We start from the raw sequence: 26957 nt of genomic DNA, 5'->3' as shown, positions 1-26957 counted from the left end.
AATAGCGACTTTAATCGTACCACGTAATTATCTATTCAACACATTCATTTAACAGTTTAATTTAATGTACCCATCCAGTTCTCTAGGGCAACAACTACCTCTTCCAACTGCTTTTCTTCCGTAATTGCAGGTTGATTATCTCCTTTTTGCATGCCATATGAACCAAATTGACCGTGATTTCCACCCTCAATACTCACATATGTCGTGTCTTCCGGAAGATTTGCTTTGGCATTCTCCCAGTCTTCCCTGTTAAGCACTCCGTCATCCGAGCCTGTAATCTGTAAGATAGACAAGTCCGTATTCTTCAAGCTACCTCCTTCATCTGCATAAGAAGCCAAGAAAAAGACTCCTTCCAACTTCTCATTGTGCTCCGTAGCATACCGTGATGCAAATGACCCTCCCAACGAATGACCACCAATAACAAACGCTTCGTCAGAATGTTCCTCGATAAAGGAATCAGCCTTGTTTTGACCGAAAATCGCCAAGTTTATTGGCATGTTCGCGATATATACGCGGTGACCCTGTTCTGCCATTTCTCTGGCAAGTGGAGAATAACTTTCAGGTTCAACCAGACCACCTGGATAAAAAATAATATTCGGTTTGGTTATCTCTGTACCCACGAGTTCAAATCGGTAACCGTCCTTAAGCTTGGCGACATTAACCTGAGCATCACTTGTCATCGCCGTTTCAGCTCGCTCAGAGGGACTATACGTAACCGAATTGAGATATACGTAAACGCCGGCCACGATGATAACGATGGACAAGATGGTCCACATGATTATTTTTTTCCATTTGTTAGTACGTTGTGCTGTTTTCAACCTTAAAACCACCTTAGTATGAGGATAATGATATGTCTTTTTTAACTCTTCATAATTATACTTACCGGTAAGTATAATTACAAGATGATTTTGCTTACTATCGTTATTTGTCATAAAATATTCATGGAGGGAAGTCCAATGACAGAAAAATCACCTAAAAGATTGCCTGGAAGACCCAAACATGGCAACGACGATATCTCAATTCAGCAAACCATTATTCAAACTGCTTCACATTTATTCATGGAGTATGGCTACGAAACAGTCACGCTTCAGCAAATTGGCAAAACATGCAGCGTGTCAAAACCAACCATTTATTATCATTTCACCAGCAAACCAGAGCTTTTTAAGGTTGCCTTTACAACGATGTTACAGAATGTGAGCCGGTTAACCTCGCATATCCTTGATCAAGCCGAGAATCTGGAGTCGGGGCTTGTTCGTCTGGCAGAGGCCAGACTGGGCAATCCACATGCGGAGATTGAAACCATGCTCAGAGAAGCTGAACCTTTTCTTGAACCAGCTCAAATTCAGGATATACGCAACGCGGAGCATCAGATTCATGAAGTGTTAGCCTCCCATTTCCAACGGGCAATGGATGAAAACAGACTGCGAACGGACGATCCATTTTTCCTGGCAGAGACCTTCTCGACCTTGATGTTAATGGGTAATCGGGAAGATAACCTGCATAAATATGGTTCCAATCTTTCATTGGGCCAAAAGCTAGTAGATATTTTCATTCGCGGAGCGCAGTAAAAATTCAGGGCAACAAGGAGAGCTGACATGAATATCCCTAGAGGAACCTATGGGTTTCGATTCGCGGAAGACAAGGAGCTCCAATTGTGTGTACTGTATGCGGCAGGATGTGATTCAATAACCGATCCTTCTTATCATTGGGATGGACTCGAACGTTCGGACGGGCCTCTCCTGTTATTCCAATATACAATCTCGGGTGAAGGTGTATTTGAGTCGAATAATCGCATTCATCATGTTACCGCAGGACAAGCTTTTTTGGCAGAAATTCCAGGGCCACATCGCTATTACTACCATTCAGCATCAAAAGAACCTTGGGAGTTTCTGTTCCTGCTGTTCAGGCCCACTCTTATTCTGCCCCATTGGCGAAAATTTCTTCGTGAAGCGGGAGAAGTTCCCTATCTTCCCGCTGATTGTACACCCATCCGACTGTTGCGGATGATCGTGACTGATGCGGCGGCAGGCAGAATCACGGATCCTCTGATCGCATCATCCAGCGTATATCAGTTCATGACAGAATTGACTCGATTACAGAAAACAACATTGCGCAACAGGGAGAATTGGTCTGAAAACATTCAAATAGCCGTTGAATACATAGAAAACAACTACTCCAAGATGATCAGTATCGATCACCTTGCGGAGCATGTTTCCCTTTCCAAATATCATTTTATACGTCGCTTTTCCTCCAGTACGGGCTTGACGCCAGGTGCTTATCTGACCCGTGTACGTACCGAGAAAGCAATGGAACTGCTGCGCGGAACTTCTCTTAGCATTGAAGTCATTGCCGCGCAAGTCGGGTATTCCAGCGGAAGTTATTTTATCAAAGCCTTTCGCAGCATAACCGGCGTTACGCCAGGTGAATTTCGTAGTGGCGGAGAAAGCCTTGTGTACCGTAAATTGTTCTTTGATTAACCGCAATATTTTGCTATTCTACACTCAACATTACTGTAGATATTAATAAAATCCTTTATTATGATGAATTGAGCGAGAGCAATAATTAATCCATAAAGGAGCATTCCCATGAATCATACGCTTGCAGCATCAACTCCACCGCTTGGTTGGAACAGCTGGGATTGTTACGGTGCGGCCGTTACAGAAGACGAAATTCGTGGCAACGCCGAGTACATGGCAGAACATCTTAAAGACTTCGGTTGGAGCTACATTACGGTCGACATTCAATGGTATGAGCCTTTGGCCAATTCTTCGCAATATCGTCCGTTCGTTCCACTCATCATGGATGAATATTCGCGGCTTATGCCTGCCGAGAATCGGTTTCCCTCCGCTGCAGGTGGACAGGGATTTAAGCCATTAGCCGACTACGTTCATAGTCTTGGGCTGCAATTTGGCATTCACATCATGCGCGGTATTCCACGTCAAGCTGCACATGCCGCTACTCCAATCCTGGGCACAACCGCCACTGCGCGCGATATTGCTCATCCGAATTCCATCTGTCCGTGGAATACAGATATGTATGGTGTTGATAGCTCAAAAGAAGGCGCTCAGGCCTACTACGATTCCCTTTTTAAACTGTATGCACAATGGGGCGTTGACTTGGTCAAGGTAGACGATATTGCTGCTTCAAGGCTCTATGACACCCATCAGCCAGAGATCGAAATGATATCCAAAGCGATTGAGCGCTCCGGTCGGCCCATGGTACTAAGTCTCTCTCCTGGCCCTGCTCCGGTGGAATACTCAGAATTCTTGGCTGATCATGCCAACATGTGGCGTGTCACGGACGATTTCTGGGACCTTTGGCCGCTATTATTGGATATGTTCGACCGCTGCCGGACGTGGCAGGGAGTTCCCCAAGCAGGCTGCTGGCCAGACTGTGATATGTTGCCTTTGGGTCATATCGGTATCCGTTCTGTAGACGGTGGTGGAGCAGATCGCTGGACTCGGTTCACACCTGACGAGCAGTTGACGATGATGTCACTGTGGAGCATCTTCCGTTCCCCGCTCATTTTTGGTGGTGAACTGCGAGATAACGATGACTGGACACTGTCCCTGTTAACCAATCGTGAGGTTCTGCGAATGCATCGCGAGAGTTACGGAGCCAGAGAAGCCTTACGCAAAGAAGATCTTATTGTGTGGACTGCCCAGCATACGGATGGTTCCTCTTACGTCGCTGTGTTCAACATCGGTGAGAATGCTTTACCTGTGGATCTGTCCATTGATGAGGTCGGACTGTCTGGCACCGAAGGTACTGAATTGTGGAGCCGAGAAGCAGTTCAATTAACAGAGAATACCTTAGTTACTACTGTACCTGCGCACGGTGTGCGTCTCTATCGGTTTTCCTAAGCTTGCAAAAGAAAAAGAGAGGTCTGTCGTTCATTAGACAGACCTCTCTCTCATTTCATCAGTATGTATCCATGGCTTGAACGGCCAGATGAAATGCTTTAATCCTTCTTTCCAGAAGAGTCTTTTGTGGGCTACCTTCTTTGGACTTGGCATACATGTTCTCAAGGGATGGAAACAATCCAATCAAAACAAGACGGGCTTCTGTTATATCTTCCTTGGTGTATGAATGAGCTTTTTGATTCCAGTGTTTATCCAACAGTGCTAGGCCGATGTATAAAGCTTGGAGACGTTTCTGTAACAATGTTGTGTTATTCCTTTTCTCAGTCATATTCACTAAGGCATTTTCCGATTTGCGGATGGTTGATTGAAAGGCTTTAATGGATTGCAGTTGATCTTCTTGTGACACGTTTTCCATAGAGCATAGACCTCACTTTCTTGGCTTAGTTTGTTCGGTCTTTCTATTAAATCACCTCATAAATATAACAAAAAAAGCCGCTAAAATAGCGACTTTCAATGTATTCATTCTCGATTCAGTGCTAGAGTACCTTCTCCAAAAAGCTGATCGTCCGCTCATTCTTCGGATTTCCAAATATCTCTTCAGGAGTGCCCTGCTCGACAATATAACCACCGTCCATGAAGATCACACGATCAGCTACTTCACGGGCAAAACCCATCTCATGGGTAACGATCATCATCGTCATACCTTCGCTCGCGAGGTCCTTCATAACACCAAGAACTTCTCCTACCATTTCAGGGTCAAGAGCTGAAGTCGGTTCATCAAATAACATAACATCCGGATTCATAGCAAGCGCACGAGCGATAGCTACACGTTGCTTTTGTCCACCTGACAGTTGTGTTGGGAAGCTATCTGCTTTATCAGACAAACCCACACGCTCAAGTAATTTGAGTGCTGTATCACGCGCCTGCTGTGCATTTAATATCCCGAGTTCTCTGGGCGCAAACATGATGTTTTTAAGCACACTAAAATGAGGGAACAAGTTAAAATGTTGAAATACCATTCCAATATTTTCGCGAGCTTTGTTCAGGTTGGTTTTAGGGTCATTCAGATCCTGATCATCCACAATAACCCGGCCTGCCGTAATCACATCTAATTGGTTAATGCAGCGCAAGAAGGTACTTTTTCCCGAACCGGAAGGCCCGATGACACAGACAACTTCTCCTTCGTTGACCGCCACATCAATTCCCTTGAGGACCTGATTCGAGCCGAAACTTTTCTTCAAACCTTCAACTTTTATTTTAGCCACGACGAACCTTCACCTCCAGATAATCAGCAATTTTGGTCAATGTGATAATGACAATCAGGTACATAACCGCAACCGTTAACCAAATGTCAAAAGAGGAGAACGTTCTTGCAATAACAATTTTACCCGATTGTGTCAACTCTACGAGACCAATAACGGATAAGATTGACGTATCCTTCAACGTGATAACCATCTGGTTAATGAAGGAAGGAATCATAACCCGCACTGCCTGCGGAATAACGATCTTTATCATCGCTTTGCGATAAGGAATGCCCAATGAACGGGCAGCTTCCATCTGACCACGATCAATCGATTGAATCCCGCCTCGGATAATCTCGGTTACGTACGCCCCTGCATTCAGACTAAGTGTCAGAATAGCCGCCAGGAACAATGGCATCGTGAAGCCCATCGCCTGTGGAATCCCGAAATAGATAAAGAATGCCAGGACAATCAGCGGAATACCGCGGAAGATATCCACAAATACGGTGGCAACAACTCGAAGGAATTTGTTCTGTCCCACCTTCATGAATCCGAAAATCAGACCGATGATAAACGCGAAGAACAGGGATACAATCGTGTATAAAAGTGTTTTTCCCAGACCTTTAAAAAGTGCAGGAAGAGATTTCTGTATTAACTCCCAACGCCCCAGATTTGCGACTTGGGCATTCTCTCCAACATATTCTTCGATAATGCGCTTGTACTCACCGTTAGCTTTGATATTCACAAGACCAGCATTGAACATCTCCAGAAGTTCCTGATTTTTACCCTTACTTACCGCAAATCCGTAGGAAGCCCCGTCTTCTTTGGCGGTAACGATTTTTAAACCATTATTCTGCTTTACCCCATACCTTAGAACGGGTTCATCTTCAAAACAGGCCACCGAATTACCGGTCTTTACATCATCATACATTTGATATGATTCATCGAATGGGACAACGGTAAAGCCATATTTTGAGGCGATGGACTCAGCAAAGCTGTACCCTTCTGTTCCCGTTTTTACAGCGACCTTTTTACCACGAAGATCTTCGTAACTTTTAATGGTATCATTATTGGAACTAATCCCCATAACAACGCCTGAATCATAATATGGCTCTGAAAAATCAAATTTCGCTTTTCGCTCATCCGTAATACTCATCCCTGCGATTACACCATCGACCTGATTGGCCTCAAGTGCCTGTACAGCCGCGTTAAATCCCAGGGATTTGATTTGATACTTGAAATTTTGATCTTTGGCGATGGCATCCAGCAAATCCATGTCGATACCAACAAAATCACCATTCTCATCTTCATATTCGAATGGAGCAAATGTGACATCAGTTCCGATAACATAGGTTTTACCGGAATCGGACGCTGCGGCAGCGTTCCCTACCCATCCTGATAGACCGCTCACCAGGAGCAGCATCAGTGAAAGTATAAAAAATGAGATCTTCGTTGTTTTCATGTGTCCTCCCCGTCTCGGTATTGTCCGAATAATCATTATTTTCTTTGGAATCGGTATTACGGTTATGCTTTTTGTAGATCTTCTGCCCATTTGATTGTTATTATTTACTGTATATTAACAATCAATGCTTTGCCTTTCCACTTGCAACATTTTCCTCCATCATTTTTTTCCAACCAGTAAAAGTCCTTTTAATACTTACCCTTTAGGTAAGCTTCGCGAAACCCAATATTACATTGTGAATCTGAAAAAAGGTACATTTACTTTAAAACGTATTATTTAAAATTTAAAACTCAAAAAAGCCGCGATTTCCGCGACTTTTTATTGTACAGTTTTTTATAATCTATTAATTTGCTCTGGTTGTCAATACAATCTCGAACTTCGAACCAGCTTCACCCGCGAATACAATAGTTCCGTTCTCAGGCAATACAATTTCGTTTTGTCCACTGACCACTGTATGATTAATGCCTATGCCAGCTTGGTTATATACAGCAAATGCGCTGTTTGCAGACATCTTGACCGTCATTTCTTTACCTGCAGCTGATGCAGGAATCGAATACCATGTGGCATGACCATTTGCCTGAATCGTTGTCTTCGATTGTTTTCCCGCATAGATCGGTTTGATGATGTCTTGAGCAGCATAAACGTTGCCTCCAGCTGTAACATATTCCACGCCATTTTCCTCATAGAAATTAAACTCCATCGTGTCACGGCCCGCTAATCCAGGAATTTGCAATTGGTTCACAGCTTGGTTAGCTCCAACGATTTTATTCGTGTAGACATAACCCGGCAGCTCATTAAAAGTATGAATGGGAATCATCGGCATCGCTGCGTTGTACAGTGTTGATGTGTATTTTTCATTGACCAAGACGTAGGCTTTGCCTTCCCGTTTCTGCCATGCGGCCTTTACTTCTGCAGACAATTCATTGGTTTCAAGCTTTTCTGCTTTATATTCCGAGGAAGCAACTTGTCCAAGTCCAGGAACAGACTGATACGAGCGAGACCACAAATATGTGTGCCCGTTGACTTCCTGAACGAACTTCAGCTTTTCCGTAGCCGCATCATTAACAAATGATCCATCAGGGGTGTACGTATAGGTCTGATCAGGACTGTTAGGAGTCGACAGATTAGATAGCGTTAATTGCCCATCATCTTTTACGTCCATCTTCATTAACATGTTTGCCCCACCCGCGTACATGCCTGTGTGCTGTGTAAGTTCCTTCGGCATGGTTGTTTTCACCGGTGCATCATGTGACTTCTCCGGTTTACGCTCTGGAATGATATTCTTCTCCTCAAGCGCACTAAGCAACAGCTCAGTTGCCAGCAATTGATCCGTTGAACTATGACCACCCGAAGAGGTCACGGCAGCAGCCATATTATACTCCGGAAGTACAATCAATGAGGAATGATAGGTTATTGTATTGCCACCTTTGCTTACTGCCTGGATGCCGTAATCATTAAAAGGAAACAGGTTCACGCTGTCCCAGCCCAGGCCGTAACCAATAGAAGAATCGCCTTCTTCCGGCCACATGCCTCTCTTGTATTCTTCTTGCTCCATGGCCTCTACGGATTCCTCCGAAAGAACACCTTCAACCTCACCTGTAAAGATTTTCGAGAACTGAACCAGATCTTCAGCGGTGGAATAGATGCCTCCCGAGGCAATCATATTTGTAGTCTCTAATGGAAGTTGCTCCTCATCCGAAGGGGCATATGTTGCTGCCATCTTGCTAAGCTCTACAATATCCTGCGGTGTTTTGGTATGCTCCATACCAAGAGGCTCGGTTATGTACCGGTGCATGAAAGTTGTGAAGTCCATGCCACTGACCCGCTCAACCAAAATTTCAGCTAATGTAAAACCGTCATTACTATACACCGAGTATGCGCCAGGATCGGCCTTCAGATGTTGCGTCGCCAATTGTTCCAATAACGTATCATGTGCATGGGTATCATTATCTCCAAACAGTATTGCACTGTTACTTGACGTTCCGAGAAGTCCGGATGAATGATTCAGTAACATGCGTGGTGTAATCTGTTGGTAACGCTTGTCTTTCATTTTAAAGTCCGGAATATACTTCTCGACAGGATCATCAAGATCGATCTTGCCCTGGTCCACTAGCTTCATTACGGCGGTTGTGAGCATCATTTTGCTGGTTGAACCAATGCCATACATGGTATCTGAAGAAAGCGGGATGTTGTTTATCAGGTCATTTTTGCCCGCCTGACCGGAGATCACAATCTCGCCCTCATCCATCAGTGCGTATTGCACACTTGTCGTAGCGTATGATTCAGTGAGTACCTTGGCCTTTGCACTTACTGCCTTTTTAGTTAGATCATACGTAGAGCTACTACCGTTACTGGTAGCGGGTGTGGCCATGGCCGACATTGGGGACATCATTGCAAACACCAAAGTTATGGCGGCGATAGACGTTCGTTTCTTTCGTGTCAATCTCATCTTCTCCTGTCTAGTCTATGGATTAGGAATCTCTGTGTTCGTACTCCCGTAGTGTAACCGAAGAAGATGAACTGTCTGTGGCTTGAATATGAATCGAGTATGAACCAAGCAGGACCGACCAAAATAGGTTGGACACACGGTAAAAATCGCTTTAGTTCAGCTTTGTTTTGTTTGCAAATTAAACTTTTGCTATAATGGTATATCAATCAATGGAGTGCCAGTAAGATGGCTAAGCACATAAATAAATGCAATCCATAATTCACCATGAGTAATGGAGTTGAAGCAATGCTAAAAGTTAATCGGAATGACCAACGCCCGATCTGGCAGCAACTTTTGGATCAAGCGATTCATAATATCACAACCGGGAAATGGCAACCAGGCGAATTGCTGCTCCCCTCACGCGAACTTGCTCAATTAATTGGTGTTTCACGCTCAACCATACAGATTGTGTACGAGGAATTATTCAGTCGAGGGTATACGGTAACCTCCCGACGAGCCGGGACAAGAGTTAGTGATTGGACATATGCACCTCGCTCATCAGAAGGCATCACGATGCAAGGGCCTATTCCGCCCGATCTGCCTACACTAAACGAATCGATTGGTCATCTGCATAGTTGGTTTGGCAATAGAGACAATCGCAAAATAGAAATTGATTTTAATCCCCACGAGCCTTATCTGGATGAAAGTTTCACAAAAGCCTGGAGGCAATCCTTTTTACAAGCTTCTACTGAACCCAATCTGGATCTTTGGGCTTATGGTGATGCCAGAGGGTTATTGGCGTTAAGAGAGCAGATTCAACGTTATTTGTCACTTGAACGAGGCATTCATATCGATGTTGATCAAATCTTGTTAACCTCAGGTGCACAACATAGCATTGATTTAATTGCCCAGGCTCTCTTAAGTGAGGGAGACAGAGTTTCGGTTGAAGATCCCGGCTTCCCTGCCGCTTGGATGGCGATGAAATACCGCCGGATGCAAGTCGATCCCGTTCCGGTTGATGAGTATGGATTATGTGTAGATCATATTCACCCACAGACAAAACTCGTATTTGTCACACCTTCTCATCAATGCGCCGTTGGTGTTATTATGTCGGAGCCACGCAGGCAACAATTGATGCACTTGGCAGCTCATCATCGATATTGGATTGTTGAGGATGACTACGATAGCGAATTTAGGTACCGTGGAGATCCACTTCCAACTATATTTAGTCAGCAACCTCAGAATACGCTTTATATGATGAGTTTTTCCAAAATGGTTGCACCTGGCATTCGACTATCCGCTATCATCGGCCCCAAAATAGCCATCGATCGCCTTACCCAAGTTCATGAATTAACCTATCGTCATCTGCCGATTATGGAACAATTAACGCTAACTCATTTTATTGAGCGTGGTCATTTTATGCGCCATATGAGAAGAGTTCGGAACATATATCGACGCAGACACGAAGTCATGACCAAAGCCATTGTTGCTTCTGGGTTAGGCTCACGATTTACATTAAGTGGTGTGGAAACGGGATTACATATGCTTCTAGAATCTGAAACGTCATTTGACGAAGAAGCGGTGACAAATGCTGCTCTTGATCAAGGTGTACGCGTGTATCCGCTTAGTAGATATTGCTTGGAGAGTCATCGAAAAGGATGGATATTAGGTTTTGCGAAAGTGGATGAGGAGCAGATTGAGGAAGGCATACATCGGCTTGCAAAGATTGTATTATGATGGAGAACATGCTCTGCAATCGGATTCGAAAGGATGTTTTTTGTAATGAAAATTTTAGTGTTAGGAGCCACCGGACGGGTTGGAGGTCATTTCGTCTCCAATGCCCTACGTTCCAATCATCATGTAACTGCACTGGTTAGAAGCCCGGAAAAGGTACAAATCAACGATGACAATTTCGTTCTACATCAAGGAAACGCTTTAGTCAAAGAGGATATTCATCACGCCATACAGGGTGTGGATCTCGTTGTTAGTTCCTTAAGTACCGATGGAACGACTACATTATCGCAATCCATGGGACATATTGTTGAGGCTATGGCTCAGGAGCGTATCAAAAGAATCATTACCATTGGTACCGCAGGAATATTGGAAAGTCGAACGGATCCTGGCTTGCTTCGTTTTCAATCCCCTGAGTCCAAACGTAAGTCCACGCGAGCCGCTGAGGAGCATCTGGAGATGTACAACATTCTGAAGGCTTCAGAGTTAGAATGGACCATCGTGTGTCCTACCTACTTATTTGATGGAGAATCTCTTGGTAAGTACCGGGTTGAGCGCGACTATTTGCCTGACGGTGGAACTTCTATATCTGTAATCGATACTGCGGAGTTTGCTTATCAGCAATTAATGTCTGATGAGTATGTACAGTCTCGTGTAGGTATAGCCTACTAGGGCTGTCTTAAGTTTCAATATAAACAAGCACATTACGAGCCTGCAATTGTTATCTATTAGGAACAATTGCAGGCTCTATTTGTGTCTGCTGTTGAGCTATTTAAGCCCTTCATATAGAGGAAATTGCGAAGTGATTTCACGGACACTACCTAATATTTGATTTTTCACATCCGAGTTCTTTGGATTTTTAAAAGCAAGCCCTATCAGCTGAGCAATTTCTTTCATTTCCCTGGCTCCAAGCCCTCTTGAAGTCATAGCCGGAGTTCCAAAACGAATACCGCTTGTAACCAAAGGACTTGCCGTATCGTGAGGAATTGCATTTTTATTGGCCGTAATCCCTACTTCATCCAGTAAAGCTTCGGCTTCTTTGCCTGTAAGGCCCATAGTTCGTAAGTCAACCAACACGATATGATTATCTGTTCCTCCCGATACAAGGGTAAGTCCTTCATTCATTAAAGTTTCTGCCAATACGTTGGCGTTATTCAGAACACCTTCAATATATGTTGTGAACTCGGTTTGCAATGCCTCGCCTAATGCCACCGCTTTCCCCGCGATAACGTGCATGAATGGCCCGCCCTGAGTCCCCGGGAATACAGCTTTGTCTATCGCCTTTGCCCAGGGCTCCCGGCACAAAATGGCTCCCCCTCGTGGTCCTCGTAAGGTCTTGTGTGTGGTGGTTGAAACAAAATGGGCATGTGGTACCGGGTTAGGATGCAAACCTGCCGCAACAATTCCTGCTATATGCGCCATATCTACAAAGAAAAGAGCTCCCACTTCGGCGGCAATCTGGGCAAATAATTCAAACTCAATGGTCCGCGGGTATGCACTTCCACCTGCAACAATCATGCGTGGACGATACTTATAAGCAAGTTTACGTACTTCGTCAAAGTCAATGCGACCCGTCTGTGCATCGACACCATATGAAACAAAATTGTAAAACCTACCTGAAAAATTAACAGTACTTCCGTGTGTTAGATGACCACCCTGGGATAGATTCATGCCAAGTATTGTGTCCCCAATCTCAACCGAGGCAAAATATACTGCCATGTTGGCCTGAGAACCGGAGTGAGGCTGCACATTCGTATGTTCAGCGCCAAAAAGTGCTTTAAGGCGGCTATTTGCTATCTCTTCGACTGTATCGACATGCTCACACCCGCCATAATATCTTCTGCCCGGATACCCCTCCGCATATTTATTGGTCAATACCGAACCTGTTGCTTCCATCACAGCTTGACTTACAAAATTCTCTGATGCAATCAGTTCTATCTTATCCCGCTGCCTTCCAAGCTCTTGCTGGACAGCCATTCCTATTACTTTATCTTGCTTCTCCAAATGTTTCATGAACATCTTCCTCTCCATATTACGGTTATTTATTCGTTCCAAGTTGTTTTTTGGGAAATTTACTATTCATCAGTAGATGTGCCATCATTCCTGCAAACAGTCCCCAAAATGCACCACCCACACCAAGCAAAGTCACATTCGCTGCTGTCGCCAAAAACGTAATCAATGCAGTTTCACGTCCCTTAGGGTCCGTTAATGCATTGGCAAGACTGCCACCGATCGTTCCAAGTAAGGCTAATCCCGCTAATGTTGCAATAAAGGTAGCAGGAAGAATCAAAAACAGAGCAGCCAATGTTACGCCAAAAATGCCGACAAAAATATAAAAAACACCACAAACAATACCTGCAATATAACGTTTGGTTGAATCCTCATGTGCATCCTTTCCTGTACAAATCGCTGCTGTAATAGCTGCCACATTAAAAGCATGTGATCCGAATGGGGCTGCAAGAAGCGAACCCAAACCTGTTACAGCTAAAATAGGATTGGCACTTGTCTTGAATCCATCATTACGCAGAACAAGCATTCCGGGCATATACTGCCCCGTCAAGGTAATAATGAACAGCGGTAAGGCAACGCCAAGTAAGGCGTTTAACGAAAACGCTGGAACAACAAATACAGGCGATGCTACAGCCAATTGGATTGTACTGAAGTCTGTTTTCCCCATGCATATCAAATAAATCAAACCGATTGCCAATATGCCAACAATGGCGTAACGGGAAGTAAACCTTCTTAGCACGATATAGCCTGCAAACAGTACAATCACAAGCAAAGGATCTACCTTCGCCCCTCCAAAGGCCGAAATACCAAACTGTAGTAAAATACCGGCTAACAATCCGGAAGCGATGCCTGGGGGAATAAGTCGAACGAAACGTTCAAACATGCCTGACAAACCTAAAATAATAAATCCGACTGCTGAAATCATGTAAGCGCCAATAGCTTCTGGATAAGGGGTTACCGCTAATGCTGAAACGAGAAACGCCACACCCGGTGTAGACCAGGCTGTAATAATCGGTTCCTTATATCGATAACTGAGCCAAATTCCCGTTACGCCTACCCCAATCGAGATGGACCAAATCCAGGAAGCGGTCATTTCCGGGCTTAAACCAGCCACTTTTGCAGCTTGAAAAACAAGGATAAACGTACCCCCGTAATTAACAATTACGGATATTAAAGCGGCGATCACCGGAGATATCAAATCACGGCCGCGTAACGAAGGGGATGCTGTCTTCATATTTAACACTACCTCTCACTTAATCATCGATGCGTGTGTTTTCATTCCAGTAATACTCGTCCGGTAAATAGCGTTGACCAAATACACTTGTCCCTACACGTATCATTGTAGCTCCTTCTTCAATGGCGACTTGGAAGTCACCAGACATACCCATCGATAAAATATCCATTTCTACGCGTGGAATATTTTTCTCTTTAATCTGTGTACGGATCTGGTTTAACAATCGAAAACAATGTCGCGTTTCTTCGTTTGTCGCATTCAGTTTTCCAATGGTCATTAGACCTTTCACGTTTAATGTCTCGAATTGAGACAACTGTTCTACAAGCTCAACGGCTGTTTCTGGAGAGGCACCAAATTTACTTTCTTCGTAGGACGTATTAATTTGCACAAGAATGTCTAAGGTCTTATTCTCTTTGAGAAGCTGGTTATGTAACGCTTGACCCAGTTTCAGAGGATCTACGGAATGGATGAGAGTAACATATTTAACTACGTCCTTTACTTTATTTGTTTGCAGATGTCCGATAAAATGCCATTCCACCTGCTTGCTTTGTTCCATGAGTGGGAATTTGTCTCGGAGTTCTTGAGCTTTGTTTTCTCCAAACAGGACCTCACCTGCTTGAATAGCTATTTGTAATTTCTCTAGCGGTACCGTTTTGGTCGCGAGCAACAACTTGATGTCCTCTATGTTGCGACCTGAAGCCTGGCAGGCCAATGCCATTTGCTGTCTTACAGCTTGAAGATTTTCTTCTACTAGATGTTTCATGTCAGCCACCTTCTTTCTATTCCGAACAGGAATGAATCAATGAGATTAGCTCCTCCTTATGTATTGTGAAGACTGTGTGGAACGTCATGCTAGTATAGCAACGCATGGATTGGATATACATATCCAAAAATGCTATTTTGGAACAGTCCAAAACGACAAAGTAGACATTAATTCAATTGGGGTTCCTTTAATATGCTTTTAAAAGTCAATAATCTGATTGATGTGATGCCCCCACGCTTCTTCCAAAATGAAAAAAGCCGCTAAATTAGCGGCTTGGTTTAGTTCTATGTTCATGTCCAAGAAGATACATGTTTTATGATGATTTACTCATTCACATTTTCCTTCGTTACCAGCTTCAATTCAGCGGGAATCGATGACTCCACCTGCTTGCCACTGAGCACATCCAGAGCTGCTTGCAACGCCAGTTGGCCAATCAGTATAGGCTGCTGAGCGACTGTTGCCGTCAATTTCCCATCCTGAATGGATTTGATTGCATCATCATTACCATCAAATCCGATGACCGGAATGTCTTTACCTGAGCTTTGAATCGCTTCAATTGCACCAAGTGCCATCTCGTCATTATGGGCAAATACCGCTTGTACGTCTGGATTACCTTGTAGCAAGTTCTCCATGACATTTAATCCTTTGGAGCGATCGAAATCAGCAGATTGTTTGGAAACCACATCAAGTTGCTTGTCAGCCACTTCATGGAAACCTTTACCCCGTTCTCTTGTTGCGGAAGCACCAGGCACACCCTCAAGTTCAATGACTTTTGCTCCCTCACCCAATTGTTCCACAAAATAATCAGCTGCCATGCGTCCACCTTTAACGTTATCAGATGCCACTAGTGCCGCCACTTCGCCTTTATCTGCGGAGCGATCCAGCGTGATCACAGGAATGCCCACACTATTAGCGGATTGAACCGCTGTGGAGATCGCTGCAGAGTCCGCGGGGTTAATCAGAAGTGCACTAACACCTTGCTGAATGAGATCATCCACATCATTGGTTTGTTTCGCCGAATCGTTCTGCGCATCCACCACGATGACCTGTATTCCCTGTTTTTTGGCTTCAGCCATTACCCCGTCCTTCAGTGATACAAAGAATGGATTGTTTAGTGTAGATATCGACAAACCTATTTTCTTCTGTCCGTTACTTTTGTTTGGGTTAGGTTTCGCCCATTCCGGTGGCTCCAGAGAGCACCCGGCCAGAACGATGATCATCAGCATACTTATGAGTGTTACAGTCCACTTTTTCATATTCGCTTCTCTCCTTATGCTGTTTTCTTGCGGTCCAGCAGGACAGCAATGGCAATGACGATACCTTTTACAACCATTTGATAAAATGAGTTTACTTCAAGCAAGTTCAATCCATTATTCAACACGCCGATAATCAGAACACCGATCAGTGTACCAACGATGCGTCCGCGTCCTCCAGCAAGACTTGTACCACCCAATACAACTGCTGCGATTGCATCCAGCTCGTAGGATGTACCTGCCGTTGGTTGCGCTGAATTCAAACGCGATGTCAGAATTGCACCTGCCAGAGCAGCGAGCATACCTGTCAGGGAGTAGATCATAATTTTCACGCGATTAACTTTGATACCCGAGATAATGGAAGCTTTCTCATTACCGCCGATGGCGTACGTTTTACGACCAAAAGCCGTTTTATGCAAAACAATCCACAGAATCATGAAGGTAATCAGCATCGTGATTGCAGGTACCGGAATGCCCAGCAGGTAACCGCGGCCAAACAGTTGGAACAACAGGTTATCCCCGAGTCCTGTAATTGGATTACCATTGGTGTACACCAATGTCAGTCCTCTGAATATCGTCATGGTTGCCAATGTAGCGATAAACGGAGCCATTTTACCTTTGGTAATCATTAGTCCGTTCACCATACCCATGACACCACCAAGTGCTACACCAATAATGATGGACAAGATCGGATCGAGACCAGACAACATCATATTTGCTACAAAAGCACTGGATAAAGCCAGGATCGAGCCGACCGACAAATCGATTCCACCCGTCAGGATAACAAACGTCATACCAAAAGCAATCAGCGCATTAATCGAGACTTGACGCAATAAATTTAAGATATTAAGCGGTTCCAAGAAACTTGGATTCAACACCGATACGATGAGAATAAGAATGATTAAACCGAGCAGCGGTCCTAATTTTTGTATCACACTTGAGAAACGGAAGCCGCTTTTAGCCGTTTTGTTTTCCTGCATTGTTGTCATATCACTGTCCCCCTGTGGCCAATGTCATAATGTGTTCTTGTGTTGCTACTTCCCTTGCAACCTCGCCACTGATGTGTCCTTCATGCACAACTGCGATTCGGTCGCTCATGCCAAGCACTTCAGGTAGCTCCGACGATACCATGATGATTGCAACACCGCGGTCTGTCAGTTCATTCATCAATTCATAGATTTCGCGCTTCGCTCCAACATCCACTCCGCGGGTAGGTTCATCCAGGATAAGTACGCTTGGACCGATACCAACCCATTTCGCGATAACCACCTTTTGCTGGTTACCCCCGGATAGATTCCTTGCTGCCGTTTCGGAGGATTGTGTTTTGATCTGTAGACGTTTGATCAATGTATCTACGAAGTCTTGTTCTTTCGAAGCTGAAATGAAACCTTTGTTTGAGAAACTGAACAGATTCGTCAACGCCATATTTTCTCGAATAGAAAAGTCTAACACCAGCCCCTCATCTTTGCGGTCTTCTGTAATAAACCCGATTCCATGTTTCACTGCATCTGCCGGTTTACGAATGTTCGCTTTTTTGCCGCGGATGAAGATTTCACCGCTATCCAACGTATCCAAACCAAAGATGGTTCTCATGATCTCTGTTCGTCCAGAACCCATGAGTCCTGAGAAACCGAGTATTTCCCCCGCTCTCACGGTGAAGTTAATATTCTCGAATAGACCTTTGCTACTTGCATTCCTTACTTCGAGGACAACTTCACCATAAGAAGGATTCCGGACAGGATAACGCTCGGTAAGTTCACGACCTACCATTTTCCGCACCACTTCATCAAAGCTTGTCTGCGGAATAGCTTGTGTGTCTACCGTTCTTCCGTCACGCATGATGGTAATCCGGTCACAGATCGTGAATATCTCCTCCATTCGGTGAGAAATATAGACGATGGATACGCCTTCCTTCTTCAGCGAGCTGATTACACCAAACAGCTTCTGGATCTCACGCTCCGTAAGTGCTGCTGTTGGCTCATCCATAATGATGACTTTGGCATCTGTCATTAGCGCTTTGGCAATCTCGATCATCTGTTGTTGCCCGACAGAGCACTCTCCCACAGGACGTTCCAGTGGTATGTCTACGGAAAGCTTGGCGAACTGTTCTTTGGCAAGCGCTTTCATTTGTCTTGTGTTGAGCAATCCGAATGATGATGTCATTTCCTTACCAATAAAGAGGTTATCCAGCACCGTCATTTCAGGCCATACATTCAGTTCCTGATGTATGAATGTGATACCCAGTTTCTCGGCTTCCTTCGGACTTGCAAAATAGTTTTCTTCTCCGTCTATGCTGATGGTTCCCTGATCACGCTGATGAAGACCAATCAGGATATTCATCAGTGTGGATTTGCCGGCTCCATTCTCCCCCATCAGGGCATGAACTTCACCATCTTTTAGTTCAAAATCCACTCCGCTCAGCACCTGATTCGTTCCAAACGCTTTATGAATGTCTTGCATCTGAATGTGCATTACGCAACCTCCTTTTAACCGAAATGGACTCCCGATTGTAAAATGCAATTGGCATAGGGTGTGGCTTCACCTGTGCGGATAACAGCTTTCACCTGCCGTGTTAATGCTTTGAATTGTTCGTGGCTGACGGAAGCATCGATTGCTTCTACCCCGAATTTCTCTGTGATGAATTGCATGGCTACGGGATTGCCTTCGCAAATCTCTTCAGCCACAATGACTTTCTCAATGACCATATCTTCTGCGATCGCTTCCACCACTTCGCGAAAACTTGGTGTTCCCAGTTTAAGGGCCAGATCAATTTTGAGTACCCCGTCCGGTACCGGCAGACCTGCATCCGCAATCGCAATCATGTCCGTATGGCCCAGATCAGACAAAATCTTGGAAATGTGACTATTCAACATGCCATTTCTTTTCATTACAAGCTCTCCTCTACTTCATCACGCGTCGGCATGCCGCCCTGCGCTCCGAACTTGGTGACGGACAACGATGCAGCCCGATTGGCGAAGCGTATACTCTCTTGTAACGCTTTTCCTTCAGCCAAAGCAACTGCAAATGCGGCGTTGAACGTATCCCCTGCCCCCGTAGTATCAACAGCCTCAACTTTATAAGTTGGGACTAGAATTTCGTCAGTGCCATCAAAGTACCGTACACCTTTACTGCCCTCCGTAATGAACAACTTGTTAGGATACTGACGTAATGCCTGTGCAGGACTCATGCCCTGAAACAAAATCTCGGCTTCATGCTCGTTCGGCGTGATATATGCGGCATTGTCGATCACTTCTTGCGGCAATGTTCTCGCCGGAGCGGGATTAAGCAGTAGCGGTGTTCCGAATTCTGCACACAATGCACTCACATGCACAACCGTTTCCTCCGGAATTTCCTGCTGAATTAATACGACATCTGCATCGCGGATCACTTCAGCTGCTTCATCGACATATGCAGGAGTGACTTCCCGATTCGCTGCTTCAACCACTACGATACTATTATCACCTTCTGACAGAATGATATGAGCCGTTCCACTTTCTAAATGTGTAACCGGTTTCACATTTTGCGTATTTACAGCATTTGCTCTAAAGTTCTCTAAAATATCTTTGCCAAAAGCATCGTCGCCTACCCGGCCGATCATCGCAACCTCGGCACCCAATCGTGCAGCAGCAACAGCCTGATTGGCTCCCTTACCTCCAGGGACCGTTTTGAAGCTATCGCCAAGAACGGTTTCACCCGCCCCCGGCCGTCTTGACGAAGTAACAACCAGATCCATTGAACTGCTTCCAATTACACATATTTTAGCCATCTGATCTCACCTTTCTCGTAGTGCCCCGTTCGATGAAACTCACGGGCAACTGTATGTTTTTATTCTCTATTGCAGCTTGTTCCACAAGCTGGATAAGTAATCCCGCCGCTTCTCTTCCCATCTCGTATGCTGGCTGACGGATGGTGGACAATGCCGGCGATAACAGGCTGCTCATCGGAATATCATCGAAACCAATCACTTGTACGTCATCAGGAACCTTTCTTCCGATTCGTGATGCCTCATGCAGTACTGCCATGGCTGCGATGTCATTGCTGGCAATGACCCCGTCTGTGTCCGCATACTTCCTGAATAATTCTTCAGCCCATACACTTGCCTCATTAAATGAAAATGAGGTCGTCTGGATTACCCGGTAGTCTAACTCAGCATCACGGATGATTTCAATCGCCCCTTCAAAACGATCCTGAGCGGGTCTGATCTGTGACGGTCCCTGCATAACTGTGATCCGGCGACTGCCGCGTTTGATAATCTCCCTTGCAGCTAGTCTTCCACCTTCCCTACCGTCCGCATACACGGATGGACGATCCAGTGAAGTTCTGTCCAGAAACACAACGGGAATCTTCAGTTTTTCATATATCGAAGAATGAGGGTAGTTCGTTGAAGAGATCACACCAACCACGTTGTTCTGGATAAACGTCTGGATGTAATCCTGCTCCTTCCGTTCATCCTCATCACTATTTCCGAATATCAGTCTGTAATCCTGCTCCTGCATCCGGTCCTCTACGCCGCGGGCTAACTGCGGGAAATAAGGGTTCGTAATATCCGGCAACAACAGGCCAATCAGTTTGGACTTGCGTTTATATAATGAGCGGGCCACTTCATTTGGTGAAAAGTTAAGCGCCTTCACAGCATTTTCCACTTTCTTGCGTGTGTCCGCATGAACATAACCTCTATCATTAATGACTCTGGATACGGTGGCAACAGATACGCCAGCCAGTTGAGCTACGTCTTTAATTGTTGTCATAAGTTGCTCTCCTCTATGTGTAACCGGTTACAGACATTAAATTATCATATTATTTTTAATTTGACAAGCGTTTTCATTCTGGAAATTTCTCCAAGTATACATAAAGTGCACTAGAATTCATCTATATCATGGTTTCTTCCTGCCAGGAGATTGATACTTCATAGATGTAAAGAGCCATCACTCGATTAAAACGGAGAGTGATGGCAACAGATCAACATAAGAATCAGCAATCTCCTGAACTTAATTAGCCTTTAATTAACAAATTAGATAGTACCATTTTCGAATAAATCAATTCATAGCGTTTATTTTATAACTCCCCATAAACTTCATCTGTAACAGGTTCCAACCATTCCGGTGTACCTGCAGTGATCGCAATGTGTTCAAACCAACTATCTTTAGCGGCCCCATGCCAGTGTTTCACACCATCATGAGTCACAATAACATCGCCGGCTTTGAGGAATTGAGCAGGTTTTCCTTCTTCCTGATACCAACCTTCCCCACCAGTCACTAACAACAGCTGAAATCCACCGCGATGGATATGCCAGTTATTTCTGCATCCCGGTTCAAACGTAACATTCCCAACACCCACATTCACTTTGGGATCAGCAACCAAGGATTGGAGATAACTTTGCCCTATGAAATATTGGGAAAATGCTTCGTTTTTTTCTCCTACCGGGAATATCACTCCATCTTTAACTTCTTCATGTTTAGCCATTTCATTTCCTCCAATGTGATCTTATTGATTAATCCGTCCTGCTCCTATGTTGACCTAAATATGATTACACACATACGTGCGATATCGCACATTCGTGTATAATATAAAGTAATTGCACTGCCTCTGCAAGGATCAAATGAACTCGATCTGTGCCTTATGGCGCAAGAAGACAACATTTGTGCAATTACTCTTTGGAAAGAATGGTGATTACTATCGTTTCTATCACAGATCGAAGAATACTTAAGTCTCAGGAAGCGATCAAATCCGCTTTTATCAAACTCATGAATGAGAAACCTTTTGATACCATTACGATGCAAGATATCTCTGATAATGCAAATGTCGGCCGCAGAACGATATACCATTACTATTCGGACAAATTTGACTTGCTGGATAAATTAATTGAAGAACATATCGATGAACTAAGAAGATTGTGCAAGGAAGCATCCGATCTGGATTTTATAGAAAGCAATGTACTTTGGTTCGAATATTTTGAAGTTCACTATTCATTTTTCTCGGCTATGTTACTGAGTAAAGGAGCCCCTTTTTTCCGCAATCGCTTCCTGGCTCTTGTCATTGAAGAACTGGAAGATGAGGTGAATATAACGGAGGGGAAAAATAAAGGACTAACAAAAGAAGTGATTCTCACGTTCTTTGGTACAGCAATCGTTGGTATCGTGGAATTCTATTTCACCAATGGATTACCCCGGCAACCTCATATTGTCGCAGAACAAGTTGGGATTTTACTAGAAAGGAATCTATAACATAGACTCCTCATGAACCGTTCCTTCTTGATATTCTTATCAGCTGAGGAGCGGTTTATTAATTATCATTACAAAGATTAGCGATATGTGATATGGTCAGTGAGGATATTAATAGATTCATACATACATATGTACATGAAATGTGAGGAGAAGATCGAAAGTGATAGAGAGAAATACCCTTGAGAAACCGAGTAAATTTAGTGATCCCATTTTTGTCATGCTCGTGGCAAGCCTGTGTTGCTTGTTATGGGGAAGTGCGTACCCATCCATCAAACTTGGATATATCGCGTTTAACATTCTGCCGGAAGATATTGCTTCTAAGTATGTATTTGCCGGATACCGGTTTACACTGGCGGGTATGCTGCTCTTGCTCCTGTCTCGTATCGTTAGAAAACAGAAGCTCCAATTAACCAAGCCTCAGTGGACAGGCCTCATCATGTTAGGTATATTGCAAACCGGTTTGCAATATATGTTTTTTTACGTTGGCGTAGCCAATACGACAGGTGTCAAAGGCTCTATTATGAACGCAACTACGACCTTTTTCAGTGTTGTTCTGGCCCATTTCATCTATAAAAACGACAAATTAAGCAGAAATAAAATCGTTGGTTGCTTGCTTGGATTCGTTGGCGTAATCATCGTAAACTTCCATACGGATCTGCTTGCTTTTTCCTTTTCATTCACAGGTGAAGGGTTCGTTATTATAGCGGCACTTGTTTTTTCCGTTACGGCCCTTTACGCAAAACGTCTCACCGCCACCATCGATGTTCTGATCATAACAGGTGTCAGCTTATTCGTCGGGGGACTGGTACTTACGCTGTTAGGTCTATCACTCGGCGGTCGGGTCACCCATTTCACCCTGGAATCCACCAGTAACTTAATCTACCTGGCTTTGCTGTCATCTGTTGCATTTTGTCTATGGAATATGCTTCTCAAGTACAACAAGGTCGGAAGAGTGTCTGTCTATAACTTCCTAATCCCTGTATTTGGAGCTTTATTATCAGCGTTATTCCTGGGGGAAACGATTCTGGAACTGAAAAATCTGGCCGCATTACTGTTCGTGTCAGTCGGCATTTATTTAGTTAATCGTGTACGTTCTGTGCAAAGCTCTAATAACACTCCAATGAAATAGACTACGCTCCCACTTTCATGGATAACAAAAAAAGCCGCTAATCAGCGGCTTTTTTTTGTAAATGTGATTAAGCTATGCTTCATTTCTTTACGATGAATGCTATACCTTAATATATACTCGTAAAATCAATCAAGTCCTCTTCTTCCTCATAAGTGAATACAATGGCGTGATTACCCAATTGGTATACCATCTCATAACCAACCACGACTTCATTGTAATATTCTGAGGAAGGTTTTCCCATCCATATTTTCACATTCCGTGGTGAAAGATTCTGCTTTTCATTGTACAAATCAAAAACGGCAATACGTGATTTATTGGTAAGCTCGTGCATGTATGAATCAAACCCGACGCCGAATTTAGAATAAAAATAGTACGCTCCCCATTCCCCGTTTGAACGAGAATTGGGTTTCCCCAGCTTTTTTTGCGCATTTTGAAGCGTCATACCAATCTTGATGTCCGTCCGGCCTGGCAGCACACCCTTTAAAGCGGCTTCCTTTAGGCTTTTCAGGTAAGCGCGATCGCCAACACCCGAGTTTGGCCAAGCTTCTGAACGAAGGTTTCGCGTATCTTCCAAGCGTAATTCCAATTTGTTCACATTCAGCTTAAACGTATCAACTCCATAGACGAATTGAAGGTTGTTGTAATTTTTGAACTGCACTCGGGCACCTGAAAGAGTACGGATTCCATCATCTCTGCTTGCAGAGTAGGAATCGTCGATTTTTTTTCCCTTATTATCGACATATGTTACACGGCGCAATTCCCCGGAACGAACAATATACGTTTTCACCTCATTAAAATTAGAAGTTCCCCAATCGGTGATCATCAGCATGTCTGGTGTACTAGCCTCTTTGCTTTTCACAACGAAGTTCCAGGTTTGAGGCAAAATAATCGTATTCAGATCCAGTTTTGCTGCCTGAACAGTTCCGTATGCTGCACCTTTTTTCAGCAAGGCTGCACGATACGTGCCTGAATAACTCTTGTCGCCTTTTTTATTGTTGGTCCAGCCATTTTCTTCGGTCAGCGTTCTCTTCTGTTCATCATAAGCGAAAATATAAACGGTGTAAGCCGTTTGTTTGGCATCACGAAGCGTAAATGAAAGCCGGCTCATACTTTCGAGCTCTTTGGCGGAGATTTGCTCTCCTTTGGCAGCAGCATTGGGTGGTAGCAGAAGCAATGCGCTCAGAACATAGGCGATTAAGGTAAGTACGGCCAGAGAAGCCCATTTTGCATTGTGTTTAGGGTGTATCATCGATGACTCTCCTTTGAGTAAAAAATAAAATCTAACAGCTTTTTCTAATTATGAATCGTTCACAATCTCAACATTCAAACAGGTACTTGCTAGCGTGTAATCTTGATCAAACTATGTAATGAATTTAAGTTCATGTTCAATAAGCATATCCTCCTACTAGTACTATTTTCCTAAGAATGATAACATACCCTTTCTAATAAAGAAATAACAATCTAATTAATAGATTTCGATCCATATAACATAAAAAAGCCGCTATTTAGCGGCTCTTCAAGTAACTTCGAATACGATATGATTTATAGACAGGAGTAAACCACATTACGTAAGCGTCGTTGAACGTATGGCTCCTGACTGTTCAGCAGGTGCTGTGCATACATAACTGTAAGCTCTGAATCCGGATCAATAATAGCCATACAACCAGCAGCGCCGCTCCATCCAAATTCGCCAATTGGACTCAGTGAGCCGCTTGCTGCTTTGGAGATATGTGTGCGAACCCCCAGTCCATAGCCGTATCCATACATATGATCCCAGGAATAATCAGCACGAGTCATCTCGTTCAGGTGGTCCGTTCGCATCAGTTCCACTGAAGCTTGTGACAGAATGCGCACGCCTTGGGGACTCGTACCATGCCCAGTAAGCGCGTTCAGAAAACGTGCATAATCGCTAACGGTTGATAGCAACCCTGCACCGCCGCTTTCCAGCTCCGTACCCACACGGAATCCATTGCCGTCAAAACGTACAGCCTTTTCAAACTCATCATTATAAGCATACTGTGGAATCAGGCGTGTCTGCTGCTCATCGTTCAGATTAAACGCTGTATCGTTCATGCCAAGGGGTCCGGTAATTTCGTCCCGCAGATACGTACCAAAGCGTTTGCCACTTACCACTTCCACCAAGGCTCCTAACACATCATGGCACATGCTGTAATTCCAGTGTGTCCCTGGTTCAAACAGCAGTGGTTCTTTCGCAAGCGCTCTCGCGAAGTCACGTGTTGGTAATGTTCCGTCGGTGCTTTTTACAGCTTCTTGAATGCTTGGACTACCCACGTCATACGAGAACCCGGCGGTCATGGTGAACAAATCACGTACTGTAATGGCTCTTGTCGCCTTTTCCAGTCGGATCTCCCCGTTCGGCATCGTTTTCTTTACCGTCATCTCAGCATACTCTGGCAGATAATCAGACAGTGAGTCGCTTAGCAGCATTTCGCCTCTCTCCACCAGTTGCAATCCTGCCACGCAGGTCATAATTTTGGTCATGGAGTATAGATTGAAGATAGCTCCATCACCGATAGGTGTTTTCTCTTCCAGATTGGCGTATCCATTACGATAATGGAAAACGGTATCATTTCGATGCATCACCAGCACCTCTGCCCACGGTACACGCCAGGATGTAATGCGGTCAATAAATGAAGCAAGCGGTTTAAAGTCCATTTTTTCCCGTCCTTCTATGTAAAATCGTTTATCATTTTGCGATGTGGTACATGTTCACTCCCACAATCGACATATTATTAATATACGACCTTTTACAACGATTGACTACCACCTATATGGCCTCAACCATCCATTTATTGACCGCCGAATTTGTATTTCATTTCGTTCATAATTTGGCAGGCAGTGTGAGATAACGTTAATCAGAAACAGTTTGAACTCCTCAATGTCTGACATCCAATCAACATCGATATTCAATTATGCAAAAAAGCCGCTATGTTCGCGGCTTACAATGGGTTCGTTTCACAGCTCGGAACCGTATGAAGTATCGCTACTACTGTACTTCTGCTCTTGCCGTGGAGACAAAGGTCATCAATTCTTCTACGGGTGTGCGAGGACGAGGTTTGGGAGCCTTGTTTGTATCAAAATACCCCAGATGAAGTGTGCCAATGATTCTCTCCCCTGCTTTTACACCTGTCTTGGCGTAGAAATCAGGGTCAAAATTATATTCATTTGTCTTCCACACTACCCCGATATCCTGCTCCCATGCCAGGAGTTGAATATTTTGAATAAGGGCAGCACTAGCCCCCACAGCATCTTCCCATACCCGTTGTCTCGGATCAGCCTCAATCACAACCAGCAGATGGGCTTGGATAGATTCGCAATAGTCCTTTTGCAACTTCTCTGTCCAGCGCTCCCGCTCATCTTTGGAAAACGTATGTAGCACCGCATCAGCAAATTGCTTCCGACCTTCTTCTACAAATAATATGAAGCGCCATGGCTCTTTACGGGAATGAACAGGTGCCCACACGGCCGCTTCCAGCAAGTGCATGATCGTTTCTTTCGCCAGCGGTTTGCCATTGAACTGACGAATGGTTCTTCGTTCACGAATGAGCTTCTCTACGACGGACGTTTCCATATGCATTAATCCTCCTGTCTAGTTTCC

At 44.3% G+C, this 26957-nt stretch carries 25 protein-coding genes; 7 read left to right on the top strand and 18 right to left on the bottom strand.

Going from position 1 to position 26957, the window contains the following annotated elements; all coding sequences use genetic code 11:
• Positions 1-56: 56 nt before the first annotated feature.
• On the bottom strand, positions 57-818 hold the full coding sequence (locus MHH92_RS14665) for an alpha/beta hydrolase (protein WP_340904558.1): 762 nt from the start codon (positions 816-818) through the stop codon (positions 57-59).
• A gap of 138 nt (positions 819-956) precedes the next feature.
• Here MHH92_RS14665 and MHH92_RS14660 point away from each other — a divergent pair, with 138 nt between their 5' ends.
• From MHH92_RS14660 to MHH92_RS14650, 3 genes are all read left to right on the top strand, one after another.
• Positions 957-1568, top strand: coding sequence for a TetR/AcrR family transcriptional regulator (locus tag MHH92_RS14660; RefSeq protein WP_340904556.1), 612 nt, complete (start codon positions 957-959; stop codon positions 1566-1568).
• Positions 1569-1595: 27 nt separating this feature from the next.
• Positions 1596-2477 (top strand): AraC family transcriptional regulator, encoded by an 882-nt coding sequence (locus tag MHH92_RS14655; protein WP_340904555.1) that lies wholly within the window; start codon positions 1596-1598, stop codon positions 2475-2477.
• A 108-nt stretch (positions 2478-2585) separates the two neighbouring features.
• Positions 2586-3863 (top strand): glycoside hydrolase family 27 protein, encoded by a 1278-nt coding sequence (locus MHH92_RS14650; protein ID WP_340904553.1) that lies wholly within the window; start codon positions 2586-2588, stop codon positions 3861-3863.
• Positions 3864-3921: 58 nt separating this feature from the next.
• Here MHH92_RS14650 and MHH92_RS14645 read toward each other — a convergent pair whose 3' ends face one another.
• The 4 genes from MHH92_RS14645 to MHH92_RS14630 all read right to left on the bottom strand — a co-directional run bounded on the left by MHH92_RS14645 (position 3922) and on the right by MHH92_RS14630 (position 9015).
• Positions 3922-4278 carry a hypothetical protein gene (locus tag MHH92_RS14645; protein WP_340904552.1) on the bottom strand — a complete coding sequence of 119 codons (357 nt, stop codon included), beginning with the start codon at positions 4276-4278 and terminating at the stop codon, positions 3922-3924.
• Between the two features lie 121 nt (positions 4279-4399).
• Complete coding sequence (locus MHH92_RS14640; RefSeq protein WP_076327608.1) at positions 4400-5128, bottom strand: amino acid ABC transporter ATP-binding protein; 729 nt, start codon at positions 5126-5128, stop codon at positions 4400-4402.
• Positions 5121-6566 (bottom strand): amino acid ABC transporter substrate-binding protein/permease, encoded by a 1446-nt coding sequence (locus tag MHH92_RS14635; protein WP_282321447.1) that lies wholly within the window; start codon positions 6564-6566, stop codon positions 5121-5123. Before MHH92_RS14635 ends, MHH92_RS14640 begins: the two co-directional genes overlap by 8 nt.
• Before the next feature lie 343 nt (positions 6567-6909).
• Positions 6910-9015 (bottom strand): serine hydrolase domain-containing protein, encoded by a 2106-nt coding sequence (locus MHH92_RS14630; RefSeq protein ID WP_340904548.1) that lies wholly within the window; start codon positions 9013-9015, stop codon positions 6910-6912.
• A 285-nt stretch (positions 9016-9300) separates the two neighbouring features.
• Here MHH92_RS14630 and pdxR point away from each other — a divergent pair, with 285 nt between their 5' ends.
• The gene (gene pdxR, locus MHH92_RS14625) at positions 9301-10731 is read left to right on the top strand and encodes a MocR-like pyridoxine biosynthesis transcription factor PdxR (RefSeq protein ID WP_047842942.1); all 1431 of its coding nucleotides are present in this window, start codon (positions 9301-9303) and stop codon (positions 10729-10731) included.
• 45 nt (positions 10732-10776) lie between these two features.
• Entirely contained in the window at positions 10777-11397 is a 621-nt protein-coding gene (locus tag MHH92_RS14620; RefSeq protein ID WP_127548490.1) for an NAD(P)-dependent oxidoreductase, read from the top strand.
• 96 nt (positions 11398-11493) lie between these two features.
• Here MHH92_RS14620 and glyA read toward each other — a convergent pair whose 3' ends face one another.
• The 10 genes from glyA to MHH92_RS14570 form a co-directional block, all read right to left on the bottom strand.
• The gene (gene glyA / locus MHH92_RS14615; protein ID WP_340904545.1) at positions 11494-12738 is read right to left on the bottom strand and encodes a serine hydroxymethyltransferase; all 1245 of its coding nucleotides are present in this window, start codon (positions 12736-12738) and stop codon (positions 11494-11496) included.
• A 25-nt stretch (positions 12739-12763) separates the two neighbouring features.
• Positions 12764-13969 carry a benzoate/H(+) symporter BenE family transporter gene (locus MHH92_RS14610; RefSeq protein WP_315371799.1) on the bottom strand — a complete coding sequence of 402 codons (1206 nt, stop codon included), beginning with the start codon at positions 13967-13969 and terminating at the stop codon, positions 12764-12766.
• Positions 13970-13988: 19 nt separating this feature from the next.
• Positions 13989-14732, bottom strand: a complete 744-nt coding sequence (locus tag MHH92_RS14605) for a YggS family pyridoxal phosphate-dependent enzyme (protein WP_340904544.1) — start codon at positions 14730-14732, stop codon at positions 13989-13991.
• A 323-nt stretch (positions 14733-15055) separates the two neighbouring features.
• Positions 15056-15988, bottom strand: a complete 933-nt coding sequence (gene rbsB, locus MHH92_RS14600; RefSeq protein ID WP_338708814.1) for a ribose ABC transporter substrate-binding protein RbsB — start codon at positions 15986-15988, stop codon at positions 15056-15058.
• 14 nt (positions 15989-16002) lie between these two features.
• Positions 16003-16965 (bottom strand): ABC transporter permease subunit, encoded by a 963-nt coding sequence (locus tag MHH92_RS14595; protein WP_397387004.1) that lies wholly within the window; start codon positions 16963-16965, stop codon positions 16003-16005.
• Between the two features lie 10 nt (positions 16966-16975).
• Entirely contained in the window at positions 16976-18457 is a 1482-nt protein-coding gene (locus tag MHH92_RS14590) for a sugar ABC transporter ATP-binding protein (RefSeq protein ID WP_338708813.1), read from the bottom strand.
• A gap of 14 nt (positions 18458-18471) precedes the next feature.
• Positions 18472-18873 (bottom strand): D-ribose pyranase, encoded by a 402-nt coding sequence (gene rbsD, locus MHH92_RS14585; RefSeq protein ID WP_017688515.1) that lies wholly within the window; start codon positions 18871-18873, stop codon positions 18472-18474.
• The gene (gene rbsK, locus MHH92_RS14580) at positions 18873-19751 is read right to left on the bottom strand and encodes a ribokinase (RefSeq protein ID WP_340904543.1); all 879 of its coding nucleotides are present in this window, start codon (positions 19749-19751) and stop codon (positions 18873-18875) included. The genes rbsD and rbsK overlap by 1 nt, the downstream gene beginning before the upstream one ends.
• Complete coding sequence (locus MHH92_RS14575; protein WP_338708811.1) at positions 19744-20733, bottom strand: LacI family DNA-binding transcriptional regulator; 990 nt, start codon at positions 20731-20733, stop codon at positions 19744-19746. The genes rbsK and MHH92_RS14575 overlap by 8 nt, the downstream gene beginning before the upstream one ends.
• Positions 20734-21040: 307 nt before the next feature.
• The gene (locus tag MHH92_RS14570) at positions 21041-21448 is read right to left on the bottom strand and encodes a cupin domain-containing protein (RefSeq protein ID WP_076253026.1); all 408 of its coding nucleotides are present in this window, start codon (positions 21446-21448) and stop codon (positions 21041-21043) included.
• A gap of 200 nt (positions 21449-21648) precedes the next feature.
• Between MHH92_RS14570 and MHH92_RS14565 the strand changes: the two genes are divergently transcribed.
• Positions 21649-22209, top strand: coding sequence for a TetR/AcrR family transcriptional regulator (locus tag MHH92_RS14565; RefSeq protein ID WP_340904541.1), 561 nt, complete (start codon positions 21649-21651; stop codon positions 22207-22209).
• 160 nt (positions 22210-22369) lie between these two features.
• Complete coding sequence (locus tag MHH92_RS14560) at positions 22370-23338, top strand: DMT family transporter (RefSeq protein ID WP_253508370.1); 969 nt, start codon at positions 22370-22372, stop codon at positions 23336-23338.
• A gap of 106 nt (positions 23339-23444) precedes the next feature.
• Here MHH92_RS14560 and MHH92_RS14555 read toward each other — a convergent pair whose 3' ends face one another.
• The 3 genes from MHH92_RS14555 to MHH92_RS14545 all read right to left on the bottom strand — a co-directional run bounded on the left by MHH92_RS14555 (position 23445) and on the right by MHH92_RS14545 (position 26930).
• Positions 23445-24587 (bottom strand): DUF4309 domain-containing protein, encoded by a 1143-nt coding sequence (locus MHH92_RS14555; protein WP_340904540.1) that lies wholly within the window; start codon positions 24585-24587, stop codon positions 23445-23447.
• A gap of 293 nt (positions 24588-24880) precedes the next feature.
• Positions 24881-26014 (bottom strand): serine hydrolase domain-containing protein, encoded by a 1134-nt coding sequence (locus MHH92_RS14550; RefSeq protein ID WP_340904539.1) that lies wholly within the window; start codon positions 26012-26014, stop codon positions 24881-24883.
• Between the two features lie 331 nt (positions 26015-26345).
• Positions 26346-26930: a nitroreductase family protein gene (locus MHH92_RS14545; protein ID WP_340904538.1), complete on the bottom strand. Its 585-nt coding sequence runs from the start codon at positions 26928-26930 to the stop codon at positions 26346-26348.
• Positions 26931-26957: the final 27 nt, after the last annotated feature.

Origin of the sequence: Paenibacillus sp. FSL M7-1414 (genome assembly GCF_038003195.1) — a bacterium.
GTDB lineage: Bacteria > Bacillota > Bacilli > Paenibacillales > Paenibacillaceae > Paenibacillus > Paenibacillus amylolyticus.
The sequence above is the reverse complement of the archived record's forward strand: the minus strand, read 5'-3'. Positions and strand labels throughout refer to the sequence as shown.

Excerpts from the sequence above, each read along its gene's own strand:
- MHH92_RS14660 (WP_340904556.1), top strand. The coding sequence starts at position 957 with ATGACAGAAAAATCACCTAAAAGATTGCCTGGAAGACCCAAACATGGC.
- MHH92_RS14655 (WP_340904555.1), top strand. The coding sequence starts at position 1,596 with ATGAATATCCCTAGAGGAACCTATGGGTTTCGATTCGCGGAAGACAAG.
- MHH92_RS14650 (WP_340904553.1), top strand. The coding sequence starts at position 2,586 with ATGAATCATACGCTTGCAGCATCAACTCCACCGCTTGGTTGGAACAGC.
- MHH92_RS14645 (WP_340904552.1), bottom strand. The coding sequence starts at position 4,278 with ATGGAAAACGTGTCACAAGAAGATCAACTGCAATCCATTAAAGCCTTT.
- MHH92_RS14635 (WP_282321447.1), bottom strand. The coding sequence starts at position 6,566 with ATGAAAACAACGAAGATCTCATTTTTTATACTTTCACTGATGCTGCTC.
- MHH92_RS14630 (WP_340904548.1), bottom strand. The coding sequence starts at position 9,015 with ATGAGATTGACACGAAAGAAACGAACGTCTATCGCCGCCATAACTTTG.
- pdxR (WP_047842942.1), top strand. The coding sequence starts at position 9,301 with ATGCTAAAAGTTAATCGGAATGACCAACGCCCGATCTGGCAGCAACTT.
- MHH92_RS14620 (WP_127548490.1), top strand. The coding sequence starts at position 10,777 with ATGAAAATTTTAGTGTTAGGAGCCACCGGACGGGTTGGAGGTCATTTC.
- glyA (WP_340904545.1), bottom strand. The coding sequence starts at position 12,738 with ATGAAACATTTGGAGAAGCAAGATAAAGTAATAGGAATGGCTGTCCAG.
- MHH92_RS14610 (WP_315371799.1), bottom strand. The coding sequence starts at position 13,969 with ATGAAGACAGCATCCCCTTCGTTACGCGGCCGTGATTTGATATCTCCG.
- MHH92_RS14605 (WP_340904544.1), bottom strand. The coding sequence starts at position 14,732 with ATGAAACATCTAGTAGAAGAAAATCTTCAAGCTGTAAGACAGCAAATG.
- rbsB (WP_338708814.1), bottom strand. The coding sequence starts at position 15,988 with ATGAAAAAGTGGACTGTAACACTCATAAGTATGCTGATGATCATCGTT.
- MHH92_RS14595 (WP_397387004.1), bottom strand. The coding sequence starts at position 16,965 with ATGCAGGAAAACAAAACGGCTAAAAGCGGCTTCCGTTTCTCAAGTGTG.
- MHH92_RS14590 (WP_338708813.1), bottom strand. The coding sequence starts at position 18,457 with ATGCACATTCAGATGCAAGACATTCATAAAGCGTTTGGAACGAATCAG.
- rbsD (WP_017688515.1), bottom strand. The coding sequence starts at position 18,873 with ATGAAAAGAAATGGCATGTTGAATAGTCACATTTCCAAGATTTTGTCT.
- rbsK (WP_340904543.1), bottom strand. The coding sequence starts at position 19,751 with ATGGCTAAAATATGTGTAATTGGAAGCAGTTCAATGGATCTGGTTGTT.
- MHH92_RS14575 (WP_338708811.1), bottom strand. The coding sequence starts at position 20,733 with ATGACAACAATTAAAGACGTAGCTCAACTGGCTGGCGTATCTGTTGCC.
- MHH92_RS14570 (WP_076253026.1), bottom strand. The coding sequence starts at position 21,448 with ATGGCTAAACATGAAGAAGTTAAAGATGGAGTGATATTCCCGGTAGGA.
- MHH92_RS14565 (WP_340904541.1), top strand. The coding sequence starts at position 21,649 with ATGGTGATTACTATCGTTTCTATCACAGATCGAAGAATACTTAAGTCT.
- MHH92_RS14555 (WP_340904540.1), bottom strand. The coding sequence starts at position 24,587 with ATGATACACCCTAAACACAATGCAAAATGGGCTTCTCTGGCCGTACTT.
- MHH92_RS14550 (WP_340904539.1), bottom strand. The coding sequence starts at position 26,014 with ATGGACTTTAAACCGCTTGCTTCATTTATTGACCGCATTACATCCTGG.
- MHH92_RS14545 (WP_340904538.1), bottom strand. The coding sequence starts at position 26,930 with ATGGAAACGTCCGTCGTAGAGAAGCTCATTCGTGAACGAAGAACCATT.